Genomic DNA, 21108 nt, shown 5'->3' with positions numbered 1-21108 from the left:
ATAGCGTCCGAACGATCGGTTGCTATAGTCCGCCCATGAATGGATCACGACTTGTCGCCACAGGCCACTACCAACCCGCAAAAGTCCTGACAAATGATGACTTGGCGGCCATGGTGGACACCAGCGACGAGTGGATCAGCAAGCGGGTCGGCATTCGTACCAGACATGTGGCCGAGGACGGCGAGAGCGTGGCGGACCTGGCCACCCACGCCGCGGGCAAGGCGCTGGCCGGCAGCGGGCTGGAGGCGTCCGACATCGACCTCGTCATGATCGCCACCTGCACCCAGACCGAACGCGCCCCGAACGTCGCCTCCCACGTCGCGGCCCGGCTCGGCGTGCCGTCCGCCGCCCTGATGGACGTCGGCGTCTCGTGCTCGGGCTTCACCCACGCCCTGGCCCAGGCCGACCACGCCATCCGGGCCGGCGCGGCCACGAACGCGCTGGTCGTCGGGGCGGACATGATGACCGCGGTGACCGACTGGACCGACAGGACCACGTGCGTGCTGACCGGCGACGGCGCGGGGGCGGTCGTGGTGAGCGCCTGCGAGGAGGCGGAGATCGGGCCCGTCGTGTGGGGTTCGATGCCGGAGCTGAACTTGGCCGTACGGATCGAGGGCACCCCCACCCGCTTCTCTCAGGACGGCCAGAACGTGTACCGCTGGGCCACCACCCGGCTGCCGGAGATCGCGCGGCGGGCCTGCGAGCGCGGCGGCGTACGGCCGGAGGACCTGGCGGCGGTGGTCCTGCACCAGGCGAACCTGCGCATCATCGAGCCCATCGCGCAACGCATGGGCGCGGTCAACGCCATCGTCGCGCGGGACGTGGTTGAGTCGGGCAACACCTCGGCCGCGAGCGTACCGCTGGCCCTGGCCAAGCTGCTGGAACGCGGACAGGTGGCGCAGGGCGCCCCGATGTTGCTGTTCGGCTTCGGCGGCAACCTGAGCTACGCGGGCATGGTGGTCCGCTGCCCCTGACCCCAGGCCATCGCCCGCTCAGGCCGCGGAGGCGCGGGGCGTCAGAGGTACTTCCATCTCCGCGTCCAGGGCACTCGCGAGCCGACCCAGGACCGGCAACGTCGGCACGGTTCCACCCGCCTCGAACCGTGCCACCGCCGACTGGGCCATCCCCGCCTCGCGTGCCAGGTCATTCTGGCTCCAGCCCCGCTCCTCCCGCATCGTCCGCACGGTCCTGCCCAGCTCATAGGCTGCCGTCAAGCCGGCGGCACGCCCGCCTGAGCGGTTGGGTGGGCGGGGTTACTGTGGAGCCGGCGCGTGGTCGTGGAGGGTGGATGCGGGTCGGGATTCTGGGGCCGCTGCGGGTCGCGGGGCGCGAGATCGGCGGGGCGCGGGTGCGTGCGCTGCTGGTGCGGCTGGCGCTCGATCCTGGGCGGGTGGTGACGGCCGATCGGCTGATCGACGACCTGTGGCCGGGTGACCCGCCCGCGCATCCGACGGCGGCGCTGCAGTCCCTGGTGTCCAGGGCGCGCAGGGAGGCTCCCGGGATGATCTCCTCCCATCCCGCCGGTTACGCGCTCGACGTGCCGCCCGGCGAGGTGGACGCGTGGGCGTTCGAGCGGCTGGTGCGCGACGGTGAGGTACACCGGGCGCTGACGCTCTGGCGGGGCGAGGCGCTGACCGACGCGGCCGGGCTGCCCTTCTCGGCGGGTCCCGCGGCGCGGCTGGAGGAACTGCGGCTCACGGCCCTGGCCAGCCGGATCGCGGCCGACCTCGAAGCGCGTACGGGCGAGGTCGTGGCGGAGCTGGAGGGGCTGGTCGCGGCGCTGCCGTTGCGGGAGCCGTTCCATGCGTTGCTCATGCGGGCGCTGACCGCCGAGGGGCGGCGGGCCGAGGCGTTGGCGCTCTTCGAGCGGATCAGGGCCGCCCTGGCGGCGGAGCTGGGAGTCGATCCCGGACCCGAGTTGCGTCAGGCGCACCTGGAGGCGTTGCGGGAGGCGGCGCCGGTCCCGAAGGGCAACCTGCCCGCGCGGCTCACGAGCTTCGTGGGGCGAGCCGAGGACGTCGCGCGGGTACGGCGGTCGCTGCGGGAGTCCAGGCTGGTCACGCTGGCGGGACCGGGCGGGGCGGGCAAGACGCGGCTGGCCGTGGAGACTGCCGCCGGGCTGGACATTCCCGACGGCGTGTGGCTGGTCGAGCTGGCCGCCGTCACGGACGTGCGGGCGGCGGTTGAGGGTGTGTTCAAGGCGACCGACCTGGTGGCGGCGTTGCGCGGCAGTTCTCCGCTGATCGTGCTGGACAACTGCGAGCACGTGATCGAGGACGCCGCGCGGGTGGCGCGATGGCTGCTGTCGGAGCTGGCGGGCCTGCGGATCCTGGCCACCAGCAGGGAGCCGCTGGACATCCCGGGCGAGCGCCTGCACCAGGTGCTGCCGCTGCCCGAAGGCCCGGCGGCCGAGTTGTTCGCGGACCGGGCCGCCGCGGCCAGGCCGGAGCTGGTGGTGTCGCGCGAGGAGGCGGCGCGGATCTGCCGTGAGCTGGACGGCATCCCGCTGGCCATCGAGCTGGCCGCCGCGCGGCTGCGTACGATGCCCATGTCCGTGCTGGTCGCGCAGCTCGGCGACCGGCTGGCCTTCCGTGGCGGGCGCACGTCGGAGCCGCGGCACCGCACGCTGCGCGCGGTCATCGACTGGAGCTGGAACCTGCTGTCGGAGGGCGAGCGGGAGCTGCTGCGGGGCCTGACGGTGTTCTCCGGCGGCGCCACGTACGAGGCCGTCTCCCGGGTCTGCGGCGGCGACCTGGAGCTGCTCTCCTCGCTGGTGGACAAATCGCTCATCGCGGTCTCCGGTGAGCGCTACACGATGCTGGAGACCATCAGGCAGTACGCCGCCGCCGACCTTCCCGGGCGGCGGCAGGCCCACGCCCGCTACTACACCGAGCTGGCCGAGAGCGCCGAGCCGCACCTGCGTACCGGCGATCAGCTCGTCTGGCTGGCGCGGCTGGATGCCGAGCGCGGCAACCTGGACGCGGCGCTGCGGCATTCCGATGATCCGCTCAGGCTCATCCTGCCGCTGCTGTGGCCCTGGATCGTGCGCGGCCGGTGGCGGGAGATGGGTGAGCAGGCGGCGGCGGTGCTGGCCAGGGTGGGTGAGGTGGCGCCGCAGGGGCGGGAGCTGGCGCACGGGCTGTGCGTGGCGCTGTCGCGTGGGGAGCTGACCGAGGTCGTACGCGAGTCCGACCATCCGGCGGCGCTGAACTCGTGGGCGCTGGGCGTCGTCCTGCTCCCGGCCGACGAGGTGATCCGGCTCACCGAGCGCGGCCTGGACCGGCTGCGTGACCATCCCGATCCGTGGGTCAGGTCGTCGGCGCTGCTGGTGGCGGGCATCGTGCGGTTCGAGTACGGGACCGTGGCGGGGGCGGAGGATCTGCTGGAGCCGGCGCTGGCCGGGTTCCGCGCGGCCGGTGACCGGTGGGGGCAGTGGGCGGCGCTGTACTGGTTGTCGCTGGTGGCGGAGAACCGGGGGGACTTCGCCGCGGCCGTCGCGCTGGCCGAGGAGCCCGAGCGATTGGCGGCCGAGTTGTCCGGGTTGGAGACGCCGCTGGGGCCGATGACGTTCCTGCTGCGGCTCGGACAGCTCAAGGGCCGGGCGGGCGATCACGCCGGGGCCGCGCGGACGCTGGATCGGGCGTGGGTGGCGGCCGTCCGGGTGCGGGATCGGGCCTGGGCGGAGGATGGGCGGATGCGGGATCAGGCGCGGGGGGCGGATGGGCGTGCGCGAGATCAGGCGTGGGCGGTGGCTGGGCGGGCGGGGGATCAGGGGCTCGTCGCCAGGGTGATGGTGGCCAGGGCCGAGCTGGCGCGGCGCATCGGTGACCTGGGCGAGGCCAGGCGGCTGCTGGAGGCGGCCATGGCGCTGGATGTAGAGGAGTCCGCGCAGTTCAGGGCGTTGATGAGGGTGGAGTTCGCCAGGGTGTGCGATGAGCCGGCCGGGCCTCTGGGCCGGGCGCTGGAGCTGATGGACGGTTGCTCCGACCGGACTGTGCGGGCGACCGTGCTGGAGGGCGTGGCCGAGCACCTGCCGGCGCCGGCCGCGGCCGAGCTGCTGGGGGCGGCGCGGGCGCTGCGCGGGATCGGCGAGTCCGCCGATCCACACGTCAACGACCTGGCGGCCAGGTGTGTACGGGCTCTGGGCCCGGACGCCTTCCAGGCGGCGCTCGGAAAGGGCGCGGCGATCCCCCACCCGGAAAGACACGCACTGGACCGGCTCCCCACCCGGAGGTGATCAGGGGCGGAGGCGGTGGAAGAGGGCGATTCTGGCCTGGTGGTATTCGAGGTCCTCCTCGTCATGCACCACCCCGGCGCCCACCGCCTTGTGGAAGTAGGCGTACTCCCTGCGCAGCTTGTGCCGGACGAGCTGGGCCAGCGACTCCTCATCCAGCGGAGTCGCCGTACCGCCCGCCTCGTGGTAGGCGGCGACGAACTCGGCGCTCGGCCCGGTCCGGTCGTCGCCCCACTCCAGGGCGGCGGCGGCCAGTTCCAGCTCGGGCGCGCCCACGAAGGTCTCGTCCCAGTCGAGGACCGCCACGATCTCGCCGTCCCTGGCCAGGGTGTTGCCGGTGTAGTAGTCGCCGTGCAGCGGGTGGCGGAGGGGATGGCGGGCGTGGAAGGCGGCCAGCCAGCGGTCGAGGTCGGGGTCGGCCAGTTCGGCGGCGTCCTGGGGCGGGTCGCCGTACAGGCCGGACTCCTGGAGGGCGGGCGCCGGGCGCGGGCCCGGGTCGAAGGCGGCCAGGGTGCGGTGCAGCCTGGCCAGCAGGCGGGCGCCCGCGACGCGCTGCGCGGGGACGTCCGAGTCGGGCCAGGAGCCCTCGACGTACGGCCAGCAGGAGATGGGCCGCCCGGCCACGACGACGACGGTCGTGCCCTCAGGGGTGAGCAGGGGCGCGACGGCCTCGGGGAGGGTGGCGGCGGCGTGGCGGGCGATACTGTGGCACCACTCCGACTCGGAGGCGGGGCGGCCCTCGGGGCCGACCCTGATCACATGGCCGTCGAGCCGATATGCGGCGGACTCCTCGCCCCCGTACAGACGTTCGCCTTCGCCCCCTACGCCCCAGGTCGCAGCGGCGGCCTCCCGGATCTCAGGGGTAAGAGGTGTGTTGACATAGATCACTCCGCCACAGTACGTGCTTCCGGTTTGGCGGCGGATGCGCCAAGGTTAGGGCAACCTTGCACAGCTAGATAAGGAGACCAGTGGCCAGTCCCGGCAGCATCGATACTCGGGGGAGTGACTTCGCCCGACTAGCCCATCGAATCACGGACGCCGGCCTTCTCGACCGGCGTCCCGTTTACTACGCCGTGCGGATGACCATCGCCACCATCGTCTACCTCGGCTGCTGGGCCCTGTTCGCCTGGATCGGCGACTCATGGTGGCAGATGCTCATGGCGGTCGTGCTGGCCGTGGTCTTCACCCAGCTCGGCTTCCTCGCCCACGACCTCGGTCACCGTCAGGTCTTCAGGACGCGCCGCCCCAGCGACATCGCCGGCCTGATCATCGGCAACTTCGGTGTCGGGCTCGGCTGGGGCTGGTGGAACACCAAGCACAACAAGCACCACGCCAACCCCAACCACGAGGACCACGATCCCGACGTCTCCCCCGCGGTGATCGTATGGTCGCAGGAACAGGCGCGGCGGGTCACCGGGCTGCCGCGTTTCATCGCGAAATATCAGGCTTTCTGGTTCTTTCCGCTGCTCACGCTGGAGGCCTGGCACCTTCACGTGGCCAGCGTCAAGGCGCTGTTCGAGCCCACGGCCAAGCGGCGGTGGCTGGAGCTGGGCCTGCTCGTCACGCACTTCGCGCTCTACCTCGGCCTGGTCTTCACGATCCTGCCGTTCGGCAAGGCGCTGCTGTTCCTGGCCATCCACCAGGGACTGTTCGGGGTCTACCTCGGTTGTACGTTCGCACCCAACCACAAGGGGATGCCGGTACTGACCAAGGAGGACAAGCTCGACTTCCTGCGCAAGCAGGTACTGACGTCACGCAACGTGCGCGGCAACCTGTTCACCGACGTGGCGCTCGGCCAGCTCAACTACCAGATCGAGCACCATCTCTTCCCCCACATGCCGGCCCCCAACCTGCGTAAGGCGCAGCCGATCGTCGAGCGCTACTGCCAGGAGATCGGCGTCGACTACCTGCAGACCGGCCTGATCGAGTCCTACGGCCAAGCCCTGAAACACCTGCACGAGGTAGGCGAGCCCCTGCGCTGAGCCTCCCGGAATCCCTGGGCGCCTGTCACCGGGCGCCCTCCTCCTCCAGCCGCCGGACCAGGCCGTCGCGGCGGCGTTCCAGGCCGGCGATCAGCTCGTCCTGCTCGTCCGCCTGGCTGATCACCGCCGAGATCTCCACCTGGTCGGTCGCACCCATGTCGCGGATCTGGTCGCGAACTTCCTGGTTCTCGGCACGCAACCGGGCCAGATCCTCTTCGACCTGCCGCAGTTCATCCTTTGTGCTCATTCATAGGCACTACCCAGCGAATTAACCGTCATATGCGCGGACGGATAAGAATGGGAGCCATGCGCAGGCCCTCGACGAGCACGACCGTGTCTCTCGTGATCGTTGCCGTCGCACTGTCGTCCAACGTCCTCATCTACTGGCTGCGCCCCGTCCCGCTGAACACGCTCGACTTCGTGTTACCGCTGATCGCGTGCGTCGCCCTGCTCGCGCGGCGGCGCTACCCGGTGACCGCGCTGATCGTCGTGGTGCTCTCGCTGTCCGCGTACTATCCGCTGGCCAGGCTGGACGGGCCGATCATCGCGCTCGTGTTCGTCGCTCTCTACACCGCCGCCGACCTGGGCCACCTCACCGCGGCCATCACCACGGGCGCGCTGGCCCTGCTGGGCATGGGGATCGGGGAGATCGGCGAGGTCAGGCACGTGGACGACGGCGCGTTCCTGATGATCGCCGGATGGGTGGTGTCGGCCATCGCGTTCGGCGGCGTGACCCGCAACCGCCGCGCGTACCTGGAGGAGGCCAGACAGCACGCGCTGGACGCGGTGCAGACCAAGGAGGAGGAGGCGCGGCGGCGGGCCAGCGAGGAGCGGCTGCGGATCGCCAGGGAGCTGCACGACGTGCTCGGCCACAACATCTCCATGATCAACGTACAGGCGTCCGCGGCGTTGCACGGGCTCAAGAAGCGGCCGGAGGACGCCGAGTCGGCGCTGCGGACGATCAAGGACACCAGCAAGGAGACGCTGCGCGAGCTGCGTACCACGCTGGGGGTGCTGCGCCAGGTGGACGAGGACGCGCCGACCACGCCGGCCGACAGCCTGGCCCGGGTGGAGGCGCTGGTCGCGGCGTCGGGGCTGGAGGTACGCACGGAGCTGTCGGGCCCGCTGGACGCCGTGCCGACCGAGGTGGACCTGGCCGCCGCCCGCATCGTCAGGGAGTCCCTGACGAACGTCTCCCGCCACTCAGGTACGAACAAGGCATCCCTCACGATCACCAACACATCCGGAAATATCATCATCAGCGTGGAAGATAATGGGCCGGGCGCCTCCTACGACGGCGGCAGCGGCTTCGGCCTGCAGGGCATGCGGGAACGCGCGGCCGCGCTCGGCGGCACCCTGGAGGCGGGCCCGCGCCCCGAGGGCGGCTTCCGCGTCGCCGCCCGCCTGCCACTGACCCAGCCGATGAACGGGGCCCGATGATCCGCTTGCTGCTCGCCGACGACCAGAACCTGGTACGGGCCGGTTTCCGGTCCATCCTGAGCGACGAGGACGACATCGAGGTGGTGGCCGAGGCCGCCAACGGCGAGCAGGCGGTCGCCGGAGCCCGCGAGCACCGCCCTGACGTGGTGCTCATGGACATCCGCATGCCCGAACTCGACGGCCTGGAGGCCACCCGGCGCATCGCCGGCGACCCCGCGCTGGACGGCGTCAAGGTGATCATCCTGACCACGTTCGACCTGGACGACTACGTCTACGGCGCGCTGCGCGCGGGGGCGGGCGGCTTCCTGGTCAAGGACACCGAGCCCGCCGAGCTGATCCACGCGGTCAGGGTCGTGGCCAGGGGCGACGCGCTGATCGCGCCCTCGATCACGCGGCGGCTGATCGCGGAGTTCGCCGGCCGGGTCAAGCGGCCCGAGCCGGGCCCCCGGCTGAACGCGCTGACCGAGCGCGAACGGGAGGTCATGGGCCTGGTGGCCGGCGGGTTGTCCAACGACGAGATCGCGGCCCGCCTCGTGCTCAGCCCCGCCACCGCGAAGACGCACGTCAGCCGCATCATGACCAAGCTGGCGGTGCGCGACAGGGCGCAGCTCGTGGTGATCGCATACGAGGCGGGCATGATCACTCCGGGCTGGCTTACCCCCTGAGTCGTACGCCGACGGGCCGCATGCGACCCGGGATGTACGACGGGTGCACGCCCGCGCATGACGCGGTGGGCGCAGCCGTACCGGGATGGTCGGAGCATGCAGATCGAAGACCTCGCCCGCCTGCAGTTCGCGCTCACCGCCGGCGCGCACTTCCTGTTCGTGGCGCTGACGCTCGGGCTGGCCACGCTGGTCGCGGTCGTGCAGACCCGGGCGACGTTCGGCGGCAACCCCGTGCACGTGCGGATGACGCGGTTCTGGGGCCAGCTCTACATCATCAACTACGCGATGGGCATCGTCACCGGGCTCGTGATGGAGTTCCAGCTCGGGCTGTCGTGGAGCGGGCTCACCGAGTACGCGGGCGACGTCTTCGGCTCGGCGCTGGCGATCGAGGCGCTGGTGGCCTTCTTCGTCGAGTCCACGTTCCTGGGCTTGTGGATCTTCGGCTGGAACAAGCTGAACCGGTGGGCGCACCTGGCGCTGATCTGGGTGGTGACGCTGACCGCGTACGTGTCGGCGTTCTGGATCATGATCGCCAACGGCTTCCTGCAGAACCCGGTCGGCCACGTGCTGGAGGGCGGGCAACGGCTGCGGCTGACCGACTTCGGCGCGATGGTGGCCAACCCGGCGGCGCAGGTGGCGTTCTGGCACATCATGGGCGGGGCGATGGTCGCCGGCGGGTTCTTCATGGCCGGGGTGAGCGCGTACCACCTGCGTAAGCGCACCCCCGAGCAGGACCTGTTCCGCAAGTCGCTGCGGATCGGGATGGGCGTGGCGCTGCCCGCCGTCTTCGTCACCGCGACGTTCGGCGGGATCAGCTTCGAGACCATGCAGCCCACGAAGATCGCCGCGTGGGTGAACGACGCCGAGCGGCTGGCCGCCGCGCAGGCGGAGATGGTGGCCAGGTTCGGGCCGGGCGACTACCTGCCGCCCGCCGGGCTGGTGTACGCGAGCGGCCTCACCATGTTGTTGTTGTTCGCGGTGCTGATGTTCGTGTCCGGGCTGAGCTGCCTGCTCATGTTCTTCCGGCCCGTGGTACGCGGGTTCAGGTTGTGGCACTGGCTGCTGACGCTGATGATCCCGGTGCCGTTCGTCGCCATGCTGGCCGGCTGGATGTTCCGTGAGGTCGGCCGCCAGCCCTGGGCCGTGTACGGGCTGCTCAAGACCTCCGACGCCATGTCGCCGGTGACCGAGGGGCAGATGATCTTCTCGCTGACCGCGTTCGTCACGGTGTTCGCGGTGCTGGTCGCGGTCAACTACTGGCTGCTGGCCAGGCAGGCCAGGCGCGGGCCGGACGCGGTCATGCTGGGCGACCGGCCGATCGAGGTCCCCGTTCCCGCCCCCACCTTCTGAGGAGCCCTCCATGGAGATCTTCATCCTGGCCTTCTTCACGCTCGGCTACCTCGTGCTGGGCGGCGCCGACATCGGGGTCGGCATGGCGCTGCCGTACCTGGGGCGCTCGGTCGGCGAGCGCCGCGAGGTGATCGCCGCGATCGCGCCGTTCTTCCTGGGCAACGAGGTGTGGCTGGTGGCCGCCGGCGGCGTGCTGGCCGGGCTCTTTCCCCAGCTGGAGGGCGAGTTGCTGCACGGCAACTACGCGCTGATCGTGACGCTGCTGGTGGCCTGGGTCGTGCGTGACATGGGGCTGTGGTTGCGCGGGCGGGTGCCCGGGGCACGGTGGCAGGCGTTCTGGGACGGCGCGATCGTGGCCGGGAGCTGGGGGCTGGCGCTGTGCTGGGGCCTGCTGCTGACCCATGTGCTGCTCGGCATGCAGGGCCCGGTGGTGGTGCTGGGCGCGCTGGTGCCGGCCGCGCTGTTCCTCACGCACGGGCTGACGTTCGCGGCGCTGCGGCTGCGCGGGACACTGCGGGCGCGGGCGGCCGTGCTCACCGGCGGCGCCGGGGAGGCGCGCATGTACGCGCTTACCACGGCGGCGCTGGTGGCGGTCGGGCTGCTGGCGGGGCTCCGGCTGCCGCTGGAGGCCGGCACGTCGGGGCCGCTGCTGGTGCCGGTCGTCCTGACGCTGATCCCGTTCCTGGTCGCGTCCCAGGCGTGGGTCTGGTGGACGTTCCGGCACCGGGTGACCGGCCCCTCCTACCTCTAGCGGTCGATGAACTCCCTGATCAGCGCCGTGGTCTCGGCCGGACGCTCGTGCAGGACCACGTGGCCGCTGTCCAGTTCGGCGTACTCGCTGCCGGGGATGGCCGCGTGCAGCGCACGGGCGTGCTCGACGGGGATCAGGTGATCCTGGGTGTTGCCGATGACCAGGGTGGGCGCGGTGATCTTCGGCAGCAGGTCTCTGATGTCCACGCGCAGATCCAGCTCGATCTGGCGGAGCGTGCCGCGCGGCGGCTCGCCCGCCATCAGGGCCGGCGTGCCGATCGAGCTCACGAATCCCGGGCTGAACGCCACGAGCGGCCCGTACGCGGCGAAGCTCTCGGGGTCGGTCCGCGCGAGCCTGGCCCACGTACGCAGCCCCAGCTCCAGCCGCGAGTCCGCCAGATGGGTCCAGCCGGCGATCAGCACCAGCCGCCTGACCAGCTCGGGCCGCGTCGCGGCGATCCGGGCCGCGACGATCGCGCCCAGCGAGAACCCGACGAGGTCGGACGGGCCCTCGAACGCGGCCGCGACCTGACCGGCGAGCAGGTCGAGGCTGAGGTCGCCGCCCGGGTCGAAGGTCTGGCCACTGCCGGCGTAGTCGGGGGTGATGACGGTGCGGAGGTCGGCGAGGCCGGGGACGAGGTGGGCGTAGTTGGTGACGGCGTCGCCGCCGGTGCCGTGCACCATGACCAGGCCGGGGCCGCTGCCCTCTCTGCGGTAGTGAACAGTGCCGCCGTCGTACGTGGCCGTGGGCATGATGACGTGACCTCTTTCTTTAGCGATCGATACAAAACAATAGCATAGCGATCGCTATAGAATGGCGCCATGGCCAGGCAACGGGCGTTCGACAGGGAGGCGGCGCTGGAGAGCGCGCTGCTCGCGTTCTGGCGGCACGGCTACGAGGCGACCTCGGTCGCGGAGCTGACCACCGCGATGGGCATCAGGCCACCCAGCCTGTACGCCGCCTTCGGGGACAAGCGGCGGCTGTTCGAGGAGGCGGTGCGGCGTTACCAGGAGACCTACGGCGCCTTCACCACCCTGGCGCTGGCCGAGGAGCCCACGGGGCGCGCGGCGATCGAGCGGGTGCTGCGGGAGGCCGCCGCCGAGTACGCCAGCCCCGATCACCCGTCCGGCTGCCTGATCATCACCGCGGCGGTGAACTGCGGCCCTGAATCCGCTGAGGTGGAGGCGTTGCTGCGGGACTTCAGGGAGGAGGCCAAGGCGGCGCTGCGGCGGCGGATCGACGACGACGTGGCGGCGGGCAGGCTGCCGGCCGGGACCGACGCGGCGGGGCTGGCGACGTTCTACGCCTCGGTGATCCAGGGCATGTCCACGCAGTCGCGCGACGGCGCCTCGCACACTGACCTGCTCGCCATCGCCACCTTCGCCATGTCCGCCTGGCCGTCGTCTCCTGTCAGCAGGCACTGACAGGAGACGACGGGGTCTCACGGCAGGGCCCCAGTGGGCCCTGCGGGAAGCCCGGCGGACCCTGCGGAGAGTCCAGCGGGCCCTGCGGGGAGTCCAGCGGGGTCCCTCAACGGGCCTGCGGGGTCCCTCAGTGGACCTGCGGGAAGCCCAGCGGGTTCCCTCAGTGGGCCTTCACCGAGGCGTCCTCCGGCGGGATCTCCGGGGGTGAGGCGCGCAGCCAGCGGCAGCCGTGCGGGCCCAGCTCCAGCCGGGCCAGGCCGTCGTCCGAGACCTTCAGCGTCCCGTCCACCAGCAGGTCCGTGAGCTCGTAGCGGTCCAGCCCGTCCAGCCGCAGCTCCACGTCCTGCGCGGTCTCCCCGAGGTTGTGCGCGACCACCACCGTGGCGCCGTCGGCGTCGCAGCGGTGCGCGAAGACCGCCGGATGCCCGGTGTCCAGCACCGTGCACTCGCCCCAGGCCAGCTCGGGGCATTCCCGGTAACGCTCGATCAGGAGCTGGAACCAGCGCAGCAGCGAGTCGGTGTCGCGTTTCTGGTCGGCCACGTTCACCCGGTCGGGAGCGAAGGCGCCGCCCGGGATCTCGCGTACCGGCTCGGCCTGGCTGAAGCCGCCGTCCGGCGACCACTGCATCGGCACGCGAACCGCCATCCGGCCCTCCTCCTCCAGGTTCTCGCCCATCCCGATCTCCTCGCCGTAGAAGATCACGGGCGTGCCCGGCAGCGAGAACAGCAGGCTGTAGGCCATCTTGACGCGCCGCAGGTCCCCGCCGAGCATCGTCGGCAGGCGGCGGCGCAGCCCGCGCCCGTAGATCTGCATGTCCTCGCTCGGCCCGAAGGCCGCGAAGACCTCCTGCCGCTCGTCCTCGGTCAGCTTGTCGAGGGTCAGTTCGTCATGGTTGCGCAGGAACATGGCCCACTGGCAGTCCTTGGGCGGCTTGGGACGCTCGCGCAGGGCCTCGGCCAGGGGCGCGGCCTCCCCACGGGCCATCGACAACCAGGCCCGCTGCATGCCGATGAAGTCGAAGCACATGGTGATCTGGTCGCCCAGCCCGTCCCCGAAATATCGCACCAAATCCGGGTACGGCACGTTCACCTCCCCAAGCAGGATCGCCCCGCCGTTGCGCCGCGTCATGAACGCCCGCAGATCCGCCAGGAACTCGTGCGGCTCGGCCAGCTGGGGGTTGACGTTCTCGATGAGGAACGGCACGGCGTCCACCCGGAACCCCGACAACCCCAGCTCCATCCAGAACCCGAGTATGCGCGCGATCTCGTCCCTGACCTCGGGGTTTCCCACGTTGAGGTCCGGCTGGTGCCGGTAGAAGCTGTGCAGGTAGTACTGCTCCGAGCCCTTGTCGTACTCCCAGACGCTGGTCTCCTTGTCCGGGAAGATGATCTGGTCCTTGTTGTCCGGCTCCGGCTCGTCGGACCAGACGTACCAGTCGCGGCGCGGCGAGTCCCGGCCGGAGCGCGCCTCGACGAACCAGGGATGCTGGTCGGAGGTGTGGTTCACGACGAGGTCGGCGATCACCCGCAGGCCGCGGTCGTGCGCGGTGCGCATGAACTCCACGAAGTCGCCGAGCGTGCCCAATAGTGGGTCGATGGAGTAGAAGTCGGTGATGTCGTAACCGTCGTCCTTGCCCGGGGTCGGGAAGAACGGCATGAGCCAGAGGCAGGTCACGCCGAGCCCCGCGAGATAGTCGATCTGCTGGGTGAGCCCGCGGAAGTCGCCCACGCCGTCGCCGTTGCCGTCCTTGAACGTCTCCACGTCGAGGCAGTACACGACGGCGTTCTTGTGCCAGACGTCGGAGGTGTACGTCAGTCGCATCCGCTCCCGCTACCCCAAGCGGCGCGCCTCATCCACACCGCTCACGCCGGCACGCAAATCGCGTCCCCATCCACCCCCTCACGCCGGCACGCGGATCGCGTCCTCATCCACCAGCGTTCATGCCAGCGCGCGGATCGCGTCCTCGACCAGTCCCCAGAAGCCCTCGATGTCGACGCCGGTGGCCACGCTCGCGTTGGGCGGGCGCTTCAGCTTGCCGAGCAGGTCCACGCTGGTCGCGCCGGCCGTCTCGGTGCCGCGCAGCTCGATGTCGAGTCTGGTGCGCACGGTCGACACCAGCCCCGGCCTGGCCACCAGCGCCACCGCCACGGGGTCGTGCAGCGGGGCCTGCGGCATGCCCTGGTCGGTCTCGTACGTGGAGTTGAAGTAGTTCAGCAGCTCCACGCCGAAGGCGGCCGTCCTGTTGCCGATGGCGCCGAGCCTGGACATCACCCCGGGCGTGACGAGGACCTGGTGGGTGACGTTCAGGCCGATCATGGTGAACGGCAGCCCGGTGCCGAGGACCATGGCGGCGGCCTCGGGGTCGGTCCAGGCGTTGAACTCCGCGTACGGGGTCACGTTCCCCCGGCCCGTGGAGCCGCCCATCCAGACGATCTCCTTGATCAGGGGCAGCCGGTCGGGGTGGATCCGCGCGAACATGCCGATGTTCGTCAGCGGCCCGGTGGCCACGATCGTCACCGGCTGCCCGGCCTCGTCGAGCGTGTCCCTGATGAGCTCGACGGCCGTGCGCGGGTCGGCCGCCACGGCGGGCTGCGGCAGCTCGGGTCCGCCGAGCGCGTTGTCGCCGTGGATCCACTCGGCCGGCGCCAGCAGCCGCACCATGGGGCTGTCGGCGCCCGCCGAGATCGGCACCCCCGCGATGCCGGCCAGGTCCGTCACCACCCTGGCGTTGTATGTGGTGTGGGCGAGCTTGCCGTTGCCGCCGACCGTGGTGATGGCGCGCAGGTCGATCTCGGGGTCGCCGGCCGCCAGCCAGATCGCGAAGACGTCGTCGTGTCCCGGGTCGCAGTCGAGTATCACCGGTGTCGGCATCGGTCCATGTTATAGATCGATGACCGGGTGAGTGCGGAGTGGCTCAGCGGCCCGTGATGACCGCCTGTCTGGCCCGTAGCGCGATCTCCAGCTCGAACCGGATGTCGGGGTCGGTGAGCTGGTCGCCGTACAGCTCTTCCAGCTGACGCAGCCGGTAGCGCACGGTCTGTGGATGCACGTGCAGGTTGGCGGCCACCTCCCCCGCCCCGCGCCCGTGCCGCAGCCAGGCCAGCAGCGTCTCGGCCAGCCGGTCCTGCTGTGTGGGCCGCAGGTGGGCCAGGGGCGCCAGGCGGACCTCGGCCAGCGCGCTGACCAGCTCCTCGTCTTTGAAGACCACCAGTGTGGCCATGTGGTCCGCGCAGCTCAGCAGGCCGCCGGGCAGCACGCCCCGGCGCGACAGCTCCAGCGCCTCGCCTGCCCAGCGCAGCGAGGTCGCGGCCGAGCCCAGCGGCACGGCGGGCCCGATGGCCGCCCGGTGGCCGCGCAGCGCGTGCCGCAACATCTGGGCCTGCCCGGGACCGGCCGGGTCGGGCACCAGCAGGCACGGCTGGGGACGTCCGGGTCCGGCGAGCACGTCGGGCGGCAACGGAGGCACCCGTGGCAGGCGGCGCCGGTCATCCGCACCCATCATCCGGCCACCTCCGGGCCGGTCATCCACACCCGTCCGGCCACCTCCGGGCCGGTCATCCACACCCGTCCGACCGCCTCCGGGTCGGTCATCCCCGCCCATCCGACCGCCTCCGGGCTGGTCGTCCAGGGCGACGCAGGCGACCGTTCTCGGCAGTCGCCAGCCGGCCGCCTTGGCGAGGTCGGCGATGGCGTCGGGGCTGGCGGGCGGGTGGCTGAGCACCAGGTCGAGCAGGCGGCCACGGCGGCGTTCGATCTCACCGGCGGCGCGCGCCCTGGCCTCCTCGAAGCCCTCGGTGGCGGCGTCGGCGAGCTGGTCCAGGTAGACGAAGATGGCATCGCCCACGCAGTACAGGGCCTGCGGGGTCAGGCCGAGCGGCTCGGCGATCTCCGTCAGACGCCGCCAGCCCACCCGGGCGCCGAGCCGCATCGCCGCCTGCAGCGGCTCCAGGTTGCGGCCCTCGGCCGCCTCCCCCTTGCCGATCATGCGGAACGGCTCCGGATCCCAGGGGGCGTCCGGACTTTCGATGCGGTCGAGGAAGCCCTCGATGGCCTGCTCGACCGCCATGCGTACGACCTTGATGTAGACCTCGTCCGATGGCCGGGCGTACTCGGGGATGCGGGCCTGGATCTCCTCGATCACCTCTTCGGAGACCCGGCCGATGCCCGACCTGAGTGTTCGCACGATGTCCGTAGATATCCGGCTTTCGCTGATGTCACTCTTGATGGCCATCGTCCCTCCTGCCGCCATTGTGTCGCAGGCAACAGAAGGATGGCTAGCAAACGCTTGTTTCTTATCACTTCTGGAGGAAGGCGCCGAACTCCTCGATGTCGATCAGCCCGTCACCGTCCTTGTCCAGCTTGAGCACGCCCTCCTGCGCGGCCTCCAGCGTCACGGGCTGGCCGAGCACCTCCATCAGGCGGACGAGCTCGACGGCGGAGATGCGGCCGTCCTTGTCGGTGTCGAGCAGGTTGAACGTGGTCGCGTAGTCGTTGCTCATGGGACGCCCTTCCATACGAGTCGATCTCGCGTCAGACCTTAGTGCTGACGTGTCGCAGCGCGTCGACGAATGCCCCGACTTGTGGGCTCGCGTCGCCTTCGCGCCAGGCAATGGCCAGTTCCCCAGGAGGCAGCCCGGTAACCGGCCGATAGGTCATACCGGGCCGTTTGTACAGCGCGGCGTTCCCCTCGGCCACCAGCACCACCCCGAGCCCGCTGGTCACGGCCTCGAACACCTCCTCCGCGGTGTTGGCCGTCACGGCGACCACCGGCTCGTCGTCGCGGGCGTCCACGCCGAGCCAGAAGTCCCGCAACGGCCCCGCCACCCGCGGCAGCGCGATGAACGGCTCACCACGCAGCGCCGCGAACGGGATCTCCGCCAGCTCCGCCAGCGGGTGATCGGCGGGCATGGCGACCCCGCGCCGCTCGGTGGCCAGCACGTACGTCCGCAGCCCCGGCGGCACCGGCAACCAGATGAACGCCACGTCGGAGCTGCCGTCGGCCAGCCCGCCGCTGGGATCGTCCCAGCCGACCAGCCGCAGCGACACCTCCCAGCCCGGCATCGCGGCGCGGAAACGGCGCAGCGCCTCCTGCTGCAACCCCCTGCCCACGGCCGTCTGCATCCCGATCACGAGCGTGCCGGTGGGCGCCGCCGCCCGCGCCCCCTCGACTCCGGCGTTCCACCGTTCGAGCAGCTCACGGGCGGCCGGCAGCAGCGCCGCACCCTGCCTGGTGAGCAGCACCCCGCCGGACGTCCGCTCGAACAGCGGGAACCCGAGCTGCCGCTCCAGCACCCTGAGCTGCTTGGACAGCGCGGGCTGGGAGACGAACAGCCGCTCGGCCGCCCGCGTCACGTTCAGGTCCTCCGCGACCGCCACGAAATACCGCAACTCCCGCAGATGTACGTCCACAGTCACCGGTTATAGCAGGCACCCCATAACCACCGGTTATGACGGAAGGTCTTGGACAGACGCGGGGTCCGCGCGGCAGGCTTCGGCCCATGAAGACACGCACACTTGGCAATCTTGAAGTTCCCGCCATCGGCTTCGGCGCCATGGTCCTGTCGCCCGGCACGTACGGCGAGGTAGACGAGGCCCGCGCCGAGGCGGCGATCAAGTCGGCGCTGGACGCCGGCGGCACCCATGTGGACACCAGCGACGCCTACGGCCCTGACGGCCACAACGAGCGCCTGGTCGGCCGCGCGCTCAAGGGCCGCAGGGACGAAGTGGTGGTCGCGACCAAGTTCGGCCTGACGATTCCGGAGGGCGAGCCGAGCCGGCCCCAACCGGTCGGCTACGCCTTCGGCGAGTTGCGCGTGAACGCCGAGCCCCGCCTGGTACGCGGCTACGCCGAGCGCAGCCTGCGCAACCTGGGCACCGACGTGATCGACCTTTACTACGCCCACTACCCCGACCCCGGCGTGCCGATCGAGGACACGGTGGGCGCGATGGCCGAGCTGGTCCGCGACGGGCTGATCAGGCACGTCGGCCTGTCCAACGTGACGGCCGCCCAGCTCCGCGCCGCGCACGCGGTGCACCCGGTGACGGCCGTGCAGAACGAATGGTCGATGTGGCGCCCCGTGGACGCCGACCTCCTGGCCGTGGCGCGGGAGTTGGGTGTCGGGATCGTGGCGTGGAGCCCGCTGGGCACCGGCTTCCTGACCGGCACCGTTCAGTCGCTCGGCGAGGGCGACTTCCGGCACAACGCGCCCCGCTTCTCGGCCGAGAACCTGGCGGGCAACAACGACCGTTACGCCCCGATCAGGGCGCTGGCCGCCCAGCTGGGCCTCAGCCCGGCCCAGCTCGCCCTGGCCTGGCTGCTACACCAGGACGAGCACGTGGTGACGATCCCCGGCAGCCGTACTCCCGCCCACATCGAGGAGAACCTGGCCGCCGCCGACCTCACCCTCCACCCCGACACCCTGGCCAGGCTGGACGAGGCCCTGTCCGGGTTCGAGGTGAGCGGCGGAACCCTGCTGTAACCCTGCCCGAGTTCGAGGTGAAGCGGAACGCCGCTGCGGCCCTAGACGGTCTGGGGTGGCCTGCCGCGCAACCGGCTCGCCAGCCAGACCGTGAACAGGCAGATGTAGATGGTGATCAACGAGATCCACGGGATGGCCAGCGCCATCGAGACGGCGATGGCCAGGGCGAGCAGGCCCGCCCAGCCGTACAGGAACGCGCGCAGCCGGGGCGAGCCGGTGTGCGCGGCCTCCTGGGCGGGGGTGACCAGCGTCATCACGGCCACGCCCGCGGTGCCGATCGCGTCGAGGCCGAGCCCGATGCCCAGCCCGAGCAGCGCCGCGCCCGCCGCCACCAGGCCCAGGCACACGGCGGACACCCGCGCCTCGACCCCCTCGAACAGCAGGCTGGTGGCCTTGGCGCGGGCCAGCCGGAGCACGGTCCACGCCTCGGTGACCCAGGCCAGCCAGTGCAGCACCGCGACGATGATGAAGATCGCGATGATGGGCGGGGCCACCGGCAGCAGGAAGATCAGCCGCCACCCGTTCGGGAACCTGCCGCGCAGCCCCGACAACCGCCGGAAGAGCGGGTTGCGCTGCTTGAGCGCCGTCACGAGCAGGTCCCTGGCCTTGCCGAAGCCCGGGTCGAGGCGCAGCACCTCGCGGAAGCTCTCCGCCGCCCGCCGCGGATCGCCGAACCTCAGCGCCGCCCGGCCCAGGACGAAGTGCGCGAGCGCACTCTCCGGATCGATCCGTACGGCGTGCGCGGCGGCGGCGAACGCCTGCCTCTCGTCGCCCAGGTTGCTGTAGGCCAGCGACGCCAGGCACACCAGGTCGCAGTCCTCCGGCTCGATGCGCAACCCGCTCAGGGCCGCCTCGACCATGAGCGCCCACTCGCCCCTGAGCATGTGGACGCGGGCCAGCACCTCCCAGTTCGGGGCGTGCTCCGGCTGCAGGTCCAGGGCCGTGCGGGCGGCGGTCAGACCTTCCTCACCGCGCCCGGCCCGGTAGTACACGTGCGCGGCCAGGTAGTGGGCCGACCACTGGTCGGGGCCCAGCCGTACCGCCTCGGCCGCCTCCTCCAGAGCGTCGCCCACCTGGCCCTGCTGGATCAGGGCGAGCCCGAGGAGGGCGTGTCCGCTGATGTTCTCGGGCTCCTGGGCGAGCAGGCCGCGCAGCTCCCGCTCGGCGTCGTCCGGGCGGCGCAGTTGCAGGAGCGTGCGCGCCCGCTCGATCGGGTCCGCGACCTTCACGCCCTCACCACCTGGCCTACACCCGAGGAGACCTTCACGCCCTCACCACCTGGCCTACACCCGAGGAGACCTTCACGCCCTCACCACCTGGCCTACACCCGAGGCGACCTTCACGCCCTCACCACCTGGCCTACACCCGAGGCGACCTTCACGCCCTCACCATTTGGCCTTCACCCAGGGCATCAGCTCGTCCCAGGCGCCGGAGTCGTTGGCGTGCATGACGTAGTTGCGGGCCGTGCCCATCCACTCCCTGACCGCCGTGGGCCGTACCGTCTTGGCGGCCGCCAGCAGGTCCTGGGTGGTCAGCGGGATCGGCCGGCCGGCGCTGAGCGACTGATGGAGCTTGGCCTCCACCGCCCGGTCCACCACGCCCTTCAGGTCGGCGCCCACGAAGTGCTCGGTGGCCGCCGCGACCGCGTCGTAGTCCATCTCGGCCAGCGGCTTGTCCTTGCAGAGGATGCGGACGATGGCCGCGCGCGCCGTCGCGTCGGGCGGCGGCACGAACACCGGCTGGTCGAACCGGCCCGGACGGCGGAAGGCCACGTCCACGTACCAGGGGGCGTTCGTGGCGGCCAGCACCAGCACGCCCTCGTTGGCGTTCTGGTCCACGCCGTCCAGCTCGGACAGGAACTGGTTGACGAGCTGGCGGGTGTGCGCCTGGCGCATGTCGGATCGGCGTCCGGCCAGCGCGTCCACCTCGTCGAAGAACAACACGCACGGGCGGTTGCGGCGGGCCAGGTCGAACGTGGCGCGCAGGTTGCGCTCGCTGGAGCCGGTGTACATGTCCAGGATGTCGGCCAGGCCCACGTTGACGAACGCCGCGCCCAGCTCACCGGCGGCGGCCCTGGCCAGGTGGGTCTTGCCCGCGCCCGGCGGCCCGTACAGCAACACGCCGCCGCCCGCGCGCTTGCCGAACGCCTTGAACATCTCCGGCTGCTGCAGGGGCAGCAGCAGCTTGATCCGCAGCGCCTCCTTGACCGGCTCCATGCCGGCCACGTCGGCGAAGGACACCCCGGATCGTTCCACCTCGGCGGTGCTGCTGTCGCCGGGTCCCGGCACGGACGGCAGGTACGGCGAAGATCCGCCGGGCGGAGCAGGCGGTTCGGGAGACCCGGCATAGGTGGGCGGGCCGGCGAGGCGGCCCTGGAGTTCCTGGTCCGCCACCAAGGGGTCGCGGTTGACGGCCTCGAAGTAGTGGTAGGCCGCCTTCGCCGTGTTCCCCTCGCCCAGCAGCGCCCGGGCGGCCAGGATGCCCACGGCGGGCGGGAAACCCGAGGTGGCCAGCAGCGGCTCCAGCACGGCCATCGCCTGGCCGAAGGCGCTCTGCCGTACGAACGCCTCCGCCAGCCCGGCGATCAGGCCGGGGTTCTGGGGCGCGAAGGCGAGCGCGGCGCGGTATTCGGCCTCGGCCTCCGCGAGGTAGCCCTTGGCCAGGAGCTGCCCGGCCAGGTGCTGACGCAGGGGGAGGTTGTCCGGGGAGAGACGCGCCGCTTCGCGGAGCGCCTGAAGGCCGGCATCGTCCGACACGTGCCGTTCCCTTCTCTCGCAGGTTC

General features: G+C 71.3%; 20 protein-coding genes. 9 read left to right on the top strand and 11 right to left on the bottom strand.

Translation table 11 applies throughout. From position 1 onward, the window contains the following. The first annotated feature begins 35 nt into the window (after positions 1-35). Positions 36-974, top strand: coding sequence for a beta-ketoacyl-ACP synthase III (locus AB0I81_RS14565; RefSeq protein ID WP_360655699.1), 939 nt, complete (start codon positions 36-38; stop codon positions 972-974). 18 nt (positions 975-992) lie between these two features. Here AB0I81_RS14565 and AB0I81_RS14560 read toward each other — a convergent pair whose 3' ends face one another. Continuing rightward, complete coding sequence (locus AB0I81_RS14560) at positions 993-1214, bottom strand: helix-turn-helix transcriptional regulator (protein ID WP_360655696.1); 222 nt, start codon at positions 1212-1214, stop codon at positions 993-995. A gap of 74 nt (positions 1215-1288) precedes the next feature. On the opposite strand from AB0I81_RS14560, the gene AB0I81_RS14555 reads away from it, so the two are divergent. Continuing rightward, entirely contained in the window at positions 1289-4237 is a 2949-nt protein-coding gene (locus tag AB0I81_RS14555) for a BTAD domain-containing putative transcriptional regulator (protein ID WP_360655693.1), read from the top strand. Here AB0I81_RS14555 and AB0I81_RS14550 read toward each other — a convergent pair whose 3' ends face one another. Next, positions 4238-5122: a phosphotransferase gene (locus AB0I81_RS14550; protein ID WP_360655690.1), complete on the bottom strand. Its 885-nt coding sequence runs from the start codon at positions 5120-5122 to the stop codon at positions 4238-4240. It lies immediately after the preceding gene. A gap of 191 nt (positions 5123-5313) precedes the next feature. On the opposite strand from AB0I81_RS14550, the gene AB0I81_RS14545 reads away from it, so the two are divergent. Then, on the top strand, positions 5314-6216 hold the full coding sequence (locus AB0I81_RS14545; RefSeq protein WP_360655687.1) for an acyl-CoA desaturase: 903 nt from the start codon (positions 5314-5316) through the stop codon (positions 6214-6216). Between the two features lie 25 nt (positions 6217-6241). On the opposite strand, the gene AB0I81_RS14540 is transcribed toward AB0I81_RS14545, so the two are convergent. After that, positions 6242-6463, bottom strand: a complete 222-nt coding sequence (locus AB0I81_RS14540) for a hypothetical protein (protein ID WP_360655684.1) — start codon at positions 6461-6463, stop codon at positions 6242-6244. 95 nt (positions 6464-6558) lie between these two features. On the opposite strand from AB0I81_RS14540, the gene AB0I81_RS14535 reads away from it, so the two are divergent. From AB0I81_RS14535 to AB0I81_RS14520, 4 genes are all read left to right on the top strand, one after another. Then, the gene (locus tag AB0I81_RS14535) at positions 6559-7656 is read left to right on the top strand and encodes a sensor histidine kinase (RefSeq protein ID WP_360655681.1); all 1098 of its coding nucleotides are present in this window, start codon (positions 6559-6561) and stop codon (positions 7654-7656) included. Then, the gene (locus AB0I81_RS14530; RefSeq protein WP_360655678.1) at positions 7653-8321 is read left to right on the top strand and encodes a response regulator transcription factor; all 669 of its coding nucleotides are present in this window, start codon (positions 7653-7655) and stop codon (positions 8319-8321) included. The genes AB0I81_RS14535 and AB0I81_RS14530 overlap by 4 nt, the downstream gene beginning before the upstream one ends. A 96-nt stretch (positions 8322-8417) precedes the next feature. Next, entirely contained in the window at positions 8418-9671 is a 1254-nt protein-coding gene (locus tag AB0I81_RS14525; RefSeq protein WP_360655675.1) for a cytochrome ubiquinol oxidase subunit I, read from the top strand. A gap of 10 nt (positions 9672-9681) precedes the next feature. Next, positions 9682-10422: a cytochrome d ubiquinol oxidase subunit II gene (locus tag AB0I81_RS14520; RefSeq protein ID WP_360655672.1), complete on the top strand. Its 741-nt coding sequence runs from the start codon at positions 9682-9684 to the stop codon at positions 10420-10422. Here AB0I81_RS14520 and AB0I81_RS14515 read toward each other — a convergent pair. Then, positions 10419-11174 carry an alpha/beta fold hydrolase gene (locus AB0I81_RS14515; RefSeq protein WP_360655669.1) on the bottom strand — a complete coding sequence of 252 codons (756 nt, stop codon included), beginning with the start codon at positions 11172-11174 and terminating at the stop codon, positions 10419-10421. The genes AB0I81_RS14520 and AB0I81_RS14515 overlap by 4 nt on opposite strands. Before the next feature lie 69 nt (positions 11175-11243). Here AB0I81_RS14515 and AB0I81_RS14510 point away from each other — a divergent pair, with 69 nt between their 5' ends. Beyond that, positions 11244-11846: a TetR/AcrR family transcriptional regulator gene (locus tag AB0I81_RS14510; RefSeq protein WP_360655666.1), complete on the top strand. Its 603-nt coding sequence runs from the start codon at positions 11244-11246 to the stop codon at positions 11844-11846. A 160-nt stretch (positions 11847-12006) separates the two neighbouring features. Here AB0I81_RS14510 and AB0I81_RS14505 read toward each other — a convergent pair whose 3' ends face one another. The 5 genes from AB0I81_RS14505 to AB0I81_RS14485 all read right to left on the bottom strand — a co-directional run bounded on the left by AB0I81_RS14505 (position 12007) and on the right by AB0I81_RS14485 (position 17256). Next, the gene (locus AB0I81_RS14505; protein WP_360655663.1) at positions 12007-13668 is read right to left on the bottom strand and encodes an alpha-amylase family protein; all 1662 of its coding nucleotides are present in this window, start codon (positions 13666-13668) and stop codon (positions 12007-12009) included. Positions 13669-13785: 117 nt separating this feature from the next. Continuing rightward, positions 13786-14718, bottom strand: coding sequence for a nucleoside hydrolase (locus AB0I81_RS14500; protein WP_360655660.1), 933 nt, complete (start codon positions 14716-14718; stop codon positions 13786-13788). A 43-nt stretch (positions 14719-14761) separates the two neighbouring features. Next, complete coding sequence (locus tag AB0I81_RS14495; protein WP_360655657.1) at positions 14762-16078, bottom strand: helix-turn-helix domain-containing protein; 1317 nt, start codon at positions 16076-16078, stop codon at positions 14762-14764. Positions 16079-16142: 64 nt separating this feature from the next. Next, positions 16143-16346, bottom strand: coding sequence for an EF-hand domain-containing protein (locus AB0I81_RS14490; RefSeq protein ID WP_360655654.1), 204 nt, complete (start codon positions 16344-16346; stop codon positions 16143-16145). Positions 16347-16377: 31 nt separating this feature from the next. After that, positions 16378-17256 (bottom strand): LysR family transcriptional regulator, encoded by an 879-nt coding sequence (locus AB0I81_RS14485; RefSeq protein ID WP_360655651.1) that lies wholly within the window; start codon positions 17254-17256, stop codon positions 16378-16380. An 89-nt stretch (positions 17257-17345) separates the two neighbouring features. Between AB0I81_RS14485 and AB0I81_RS14480 the strand changes: the two genes are divergently transcribed. Beyond that, the gene (locus AB0I81_RS14480) at positions 17346-18326 is read left to right on the top strand and encodes an aldo/keto reductase (RefSeq protein WP_360655648.1); all 981 of its coding nucleotides are present in this window, start codon (positions 17346-17348) and stop codon (positions 18324-18326) included. A 41-nt stretch (positions 18327-18367) separates the two neighbouring features. Here AB0I81_RS14480 and AB0I81_RS14475 read toward each other — a convergent pair whose 3' ends face one another. Continuing rightward, entirely contained in the window at positions 18368-19555 is a 1188-nt protein-coding gene (locus AB0I81_RS14475) for a tetratricopeptide repeat protein (RefSeq protein ID WP_360655645.1), read from the bottom strand. 156 nt (positions 19556-19711) lie between these two features. Further along, complete coding sequence (locus AB0I81_RS14470) at positions 19712-21082, bottom strand: AAA family ATPase (protein WP_360655642.1); 1371 nt, start codon at positions 21080-21082, stop codon at positions 19712-19714. Between the last annotated feature and the right edge of the window lie 26 nt (positions 21083-21108).

The organism is Nonomuraea sp. NPDC050404, assembly GCF_040655495.1.
Taxonomy (GTDB): Bacteria; Actinomycetota; Actinomycetes; order Streptosporangiales; family Streptosporangiaceae; genus Nonomuraea.
Note: the sequence above shows the minus strand (reverse complement) of the source record. Positions and strands in the feature narration are given on the sequence as shown.

What these genes read in the sequence shown, in the direction of transcription:
- AB0I81_RS14565 (WP_360655699.1), top strand. Translation starts at nt 36, where the DNA reads ATGAATGGATCACGACTTGTCGCCACAGGCCACTACCAACCCGCAAAA.
- AB0I81_RS14555 (WP_360655693.1), top strand. Translation starts at nt 1,289, where the DNA reads ATGCGGGTCGGGATTCTGGGGCCGCTGCGGGTCGCGGGGCGCGAGATC.
- AB0I81_RS14545 (WP_360655687.1), top strand. Translation starts at nt 5,314, where the DNA reads ATGACCATCGCCACCATCGTCTACCTCGGCTGCTGGGCCCTGTTCGCC.
- AB0I81_RS14540 (WP_360655684.1), bottom strand. Translation starts at nt 6,463, where the DNA reads ATGAGCACAAAGGATGAACTGCGGCAGGTCGAAGAGGATCTGGCCCGG.
- AB0I81_RS14530 (WP_360655678.1), top strand. Translation starts at nt 7,653, where the DNA reads ATGATCCGCTTGCTGCTCGCCGACGACCAGAACCTGGTACGGGCCGGT.
- AB0I81_RS14525 (WP_360655675.1), top strand. Translation starts at nt 8,418, where the DNA reads ATGCAGATCGAAGACCTCGCCCGCCTGCAGTTCGCGCTCACCGCCGGC.
- AB0I81_RS14520 (WP_360655672.1), top strand. Translation starts at nt 9,682, where the DNA reads ATGGAGATCTTCATCCTGGCCTTCTTCACGCTCGGCTACCTCGTGCTG.
- AB0I81_RS14515 (WP_360655669.1), bottom strand. Translation starts at nt 11,174, where the DNA reads ATGCCCACGGCCACGTACGACGGCGGCACTGTTCACTACCGCAGAGAG.
- AB0I81_RS14510 (WP_360655666.1), top strand. Translation starts at nt 11,244, where the DNA reads ATGGCCAGGCAACGGGCGTTCGACAGGGAGGCGGCGCTGGAGAGCGCG.
- AB0I81_RS14505 (WP_360655663.1), bottom strand. Translation starts at nt 13,668, where the DNA reads ATGCGACTGACGTACACCTCCGACGTCTGGCACAAGAACGCCGTCGTG.
- AB0I81_RS14500 (WP_360655660.1), bottom strand. Translation starts at nt 14,718, where the DNA reads ATGCCGACACCGGTGATACTCGACTGCGACCCGGGACACGACGACGTC.
- AB0I81_RS14495 (WP_360655657.1), bottom strand. Translation starts at nt 16,078, where the DNA reads ATGGCCATCAAGAGTGACATCAGCGAAAGCCGGATATCTACGGACATC.
- AB0I81_RS14490 (WP_360655654.1), bottom strand. Translation starts at nt 16,346, where the DNA reads ATGAGCAACGACTACGCGACCACGTTCAACCTGCTCGACACCGACAAG.
- AB0I81_RS14480 (WP_360655648.1), top strand. Translation starts at nt 17,346, where the DNA reads ATGAAGACACGCACACTTGGCAATCTTGAAGTTCCCGCCATCGGCTTC.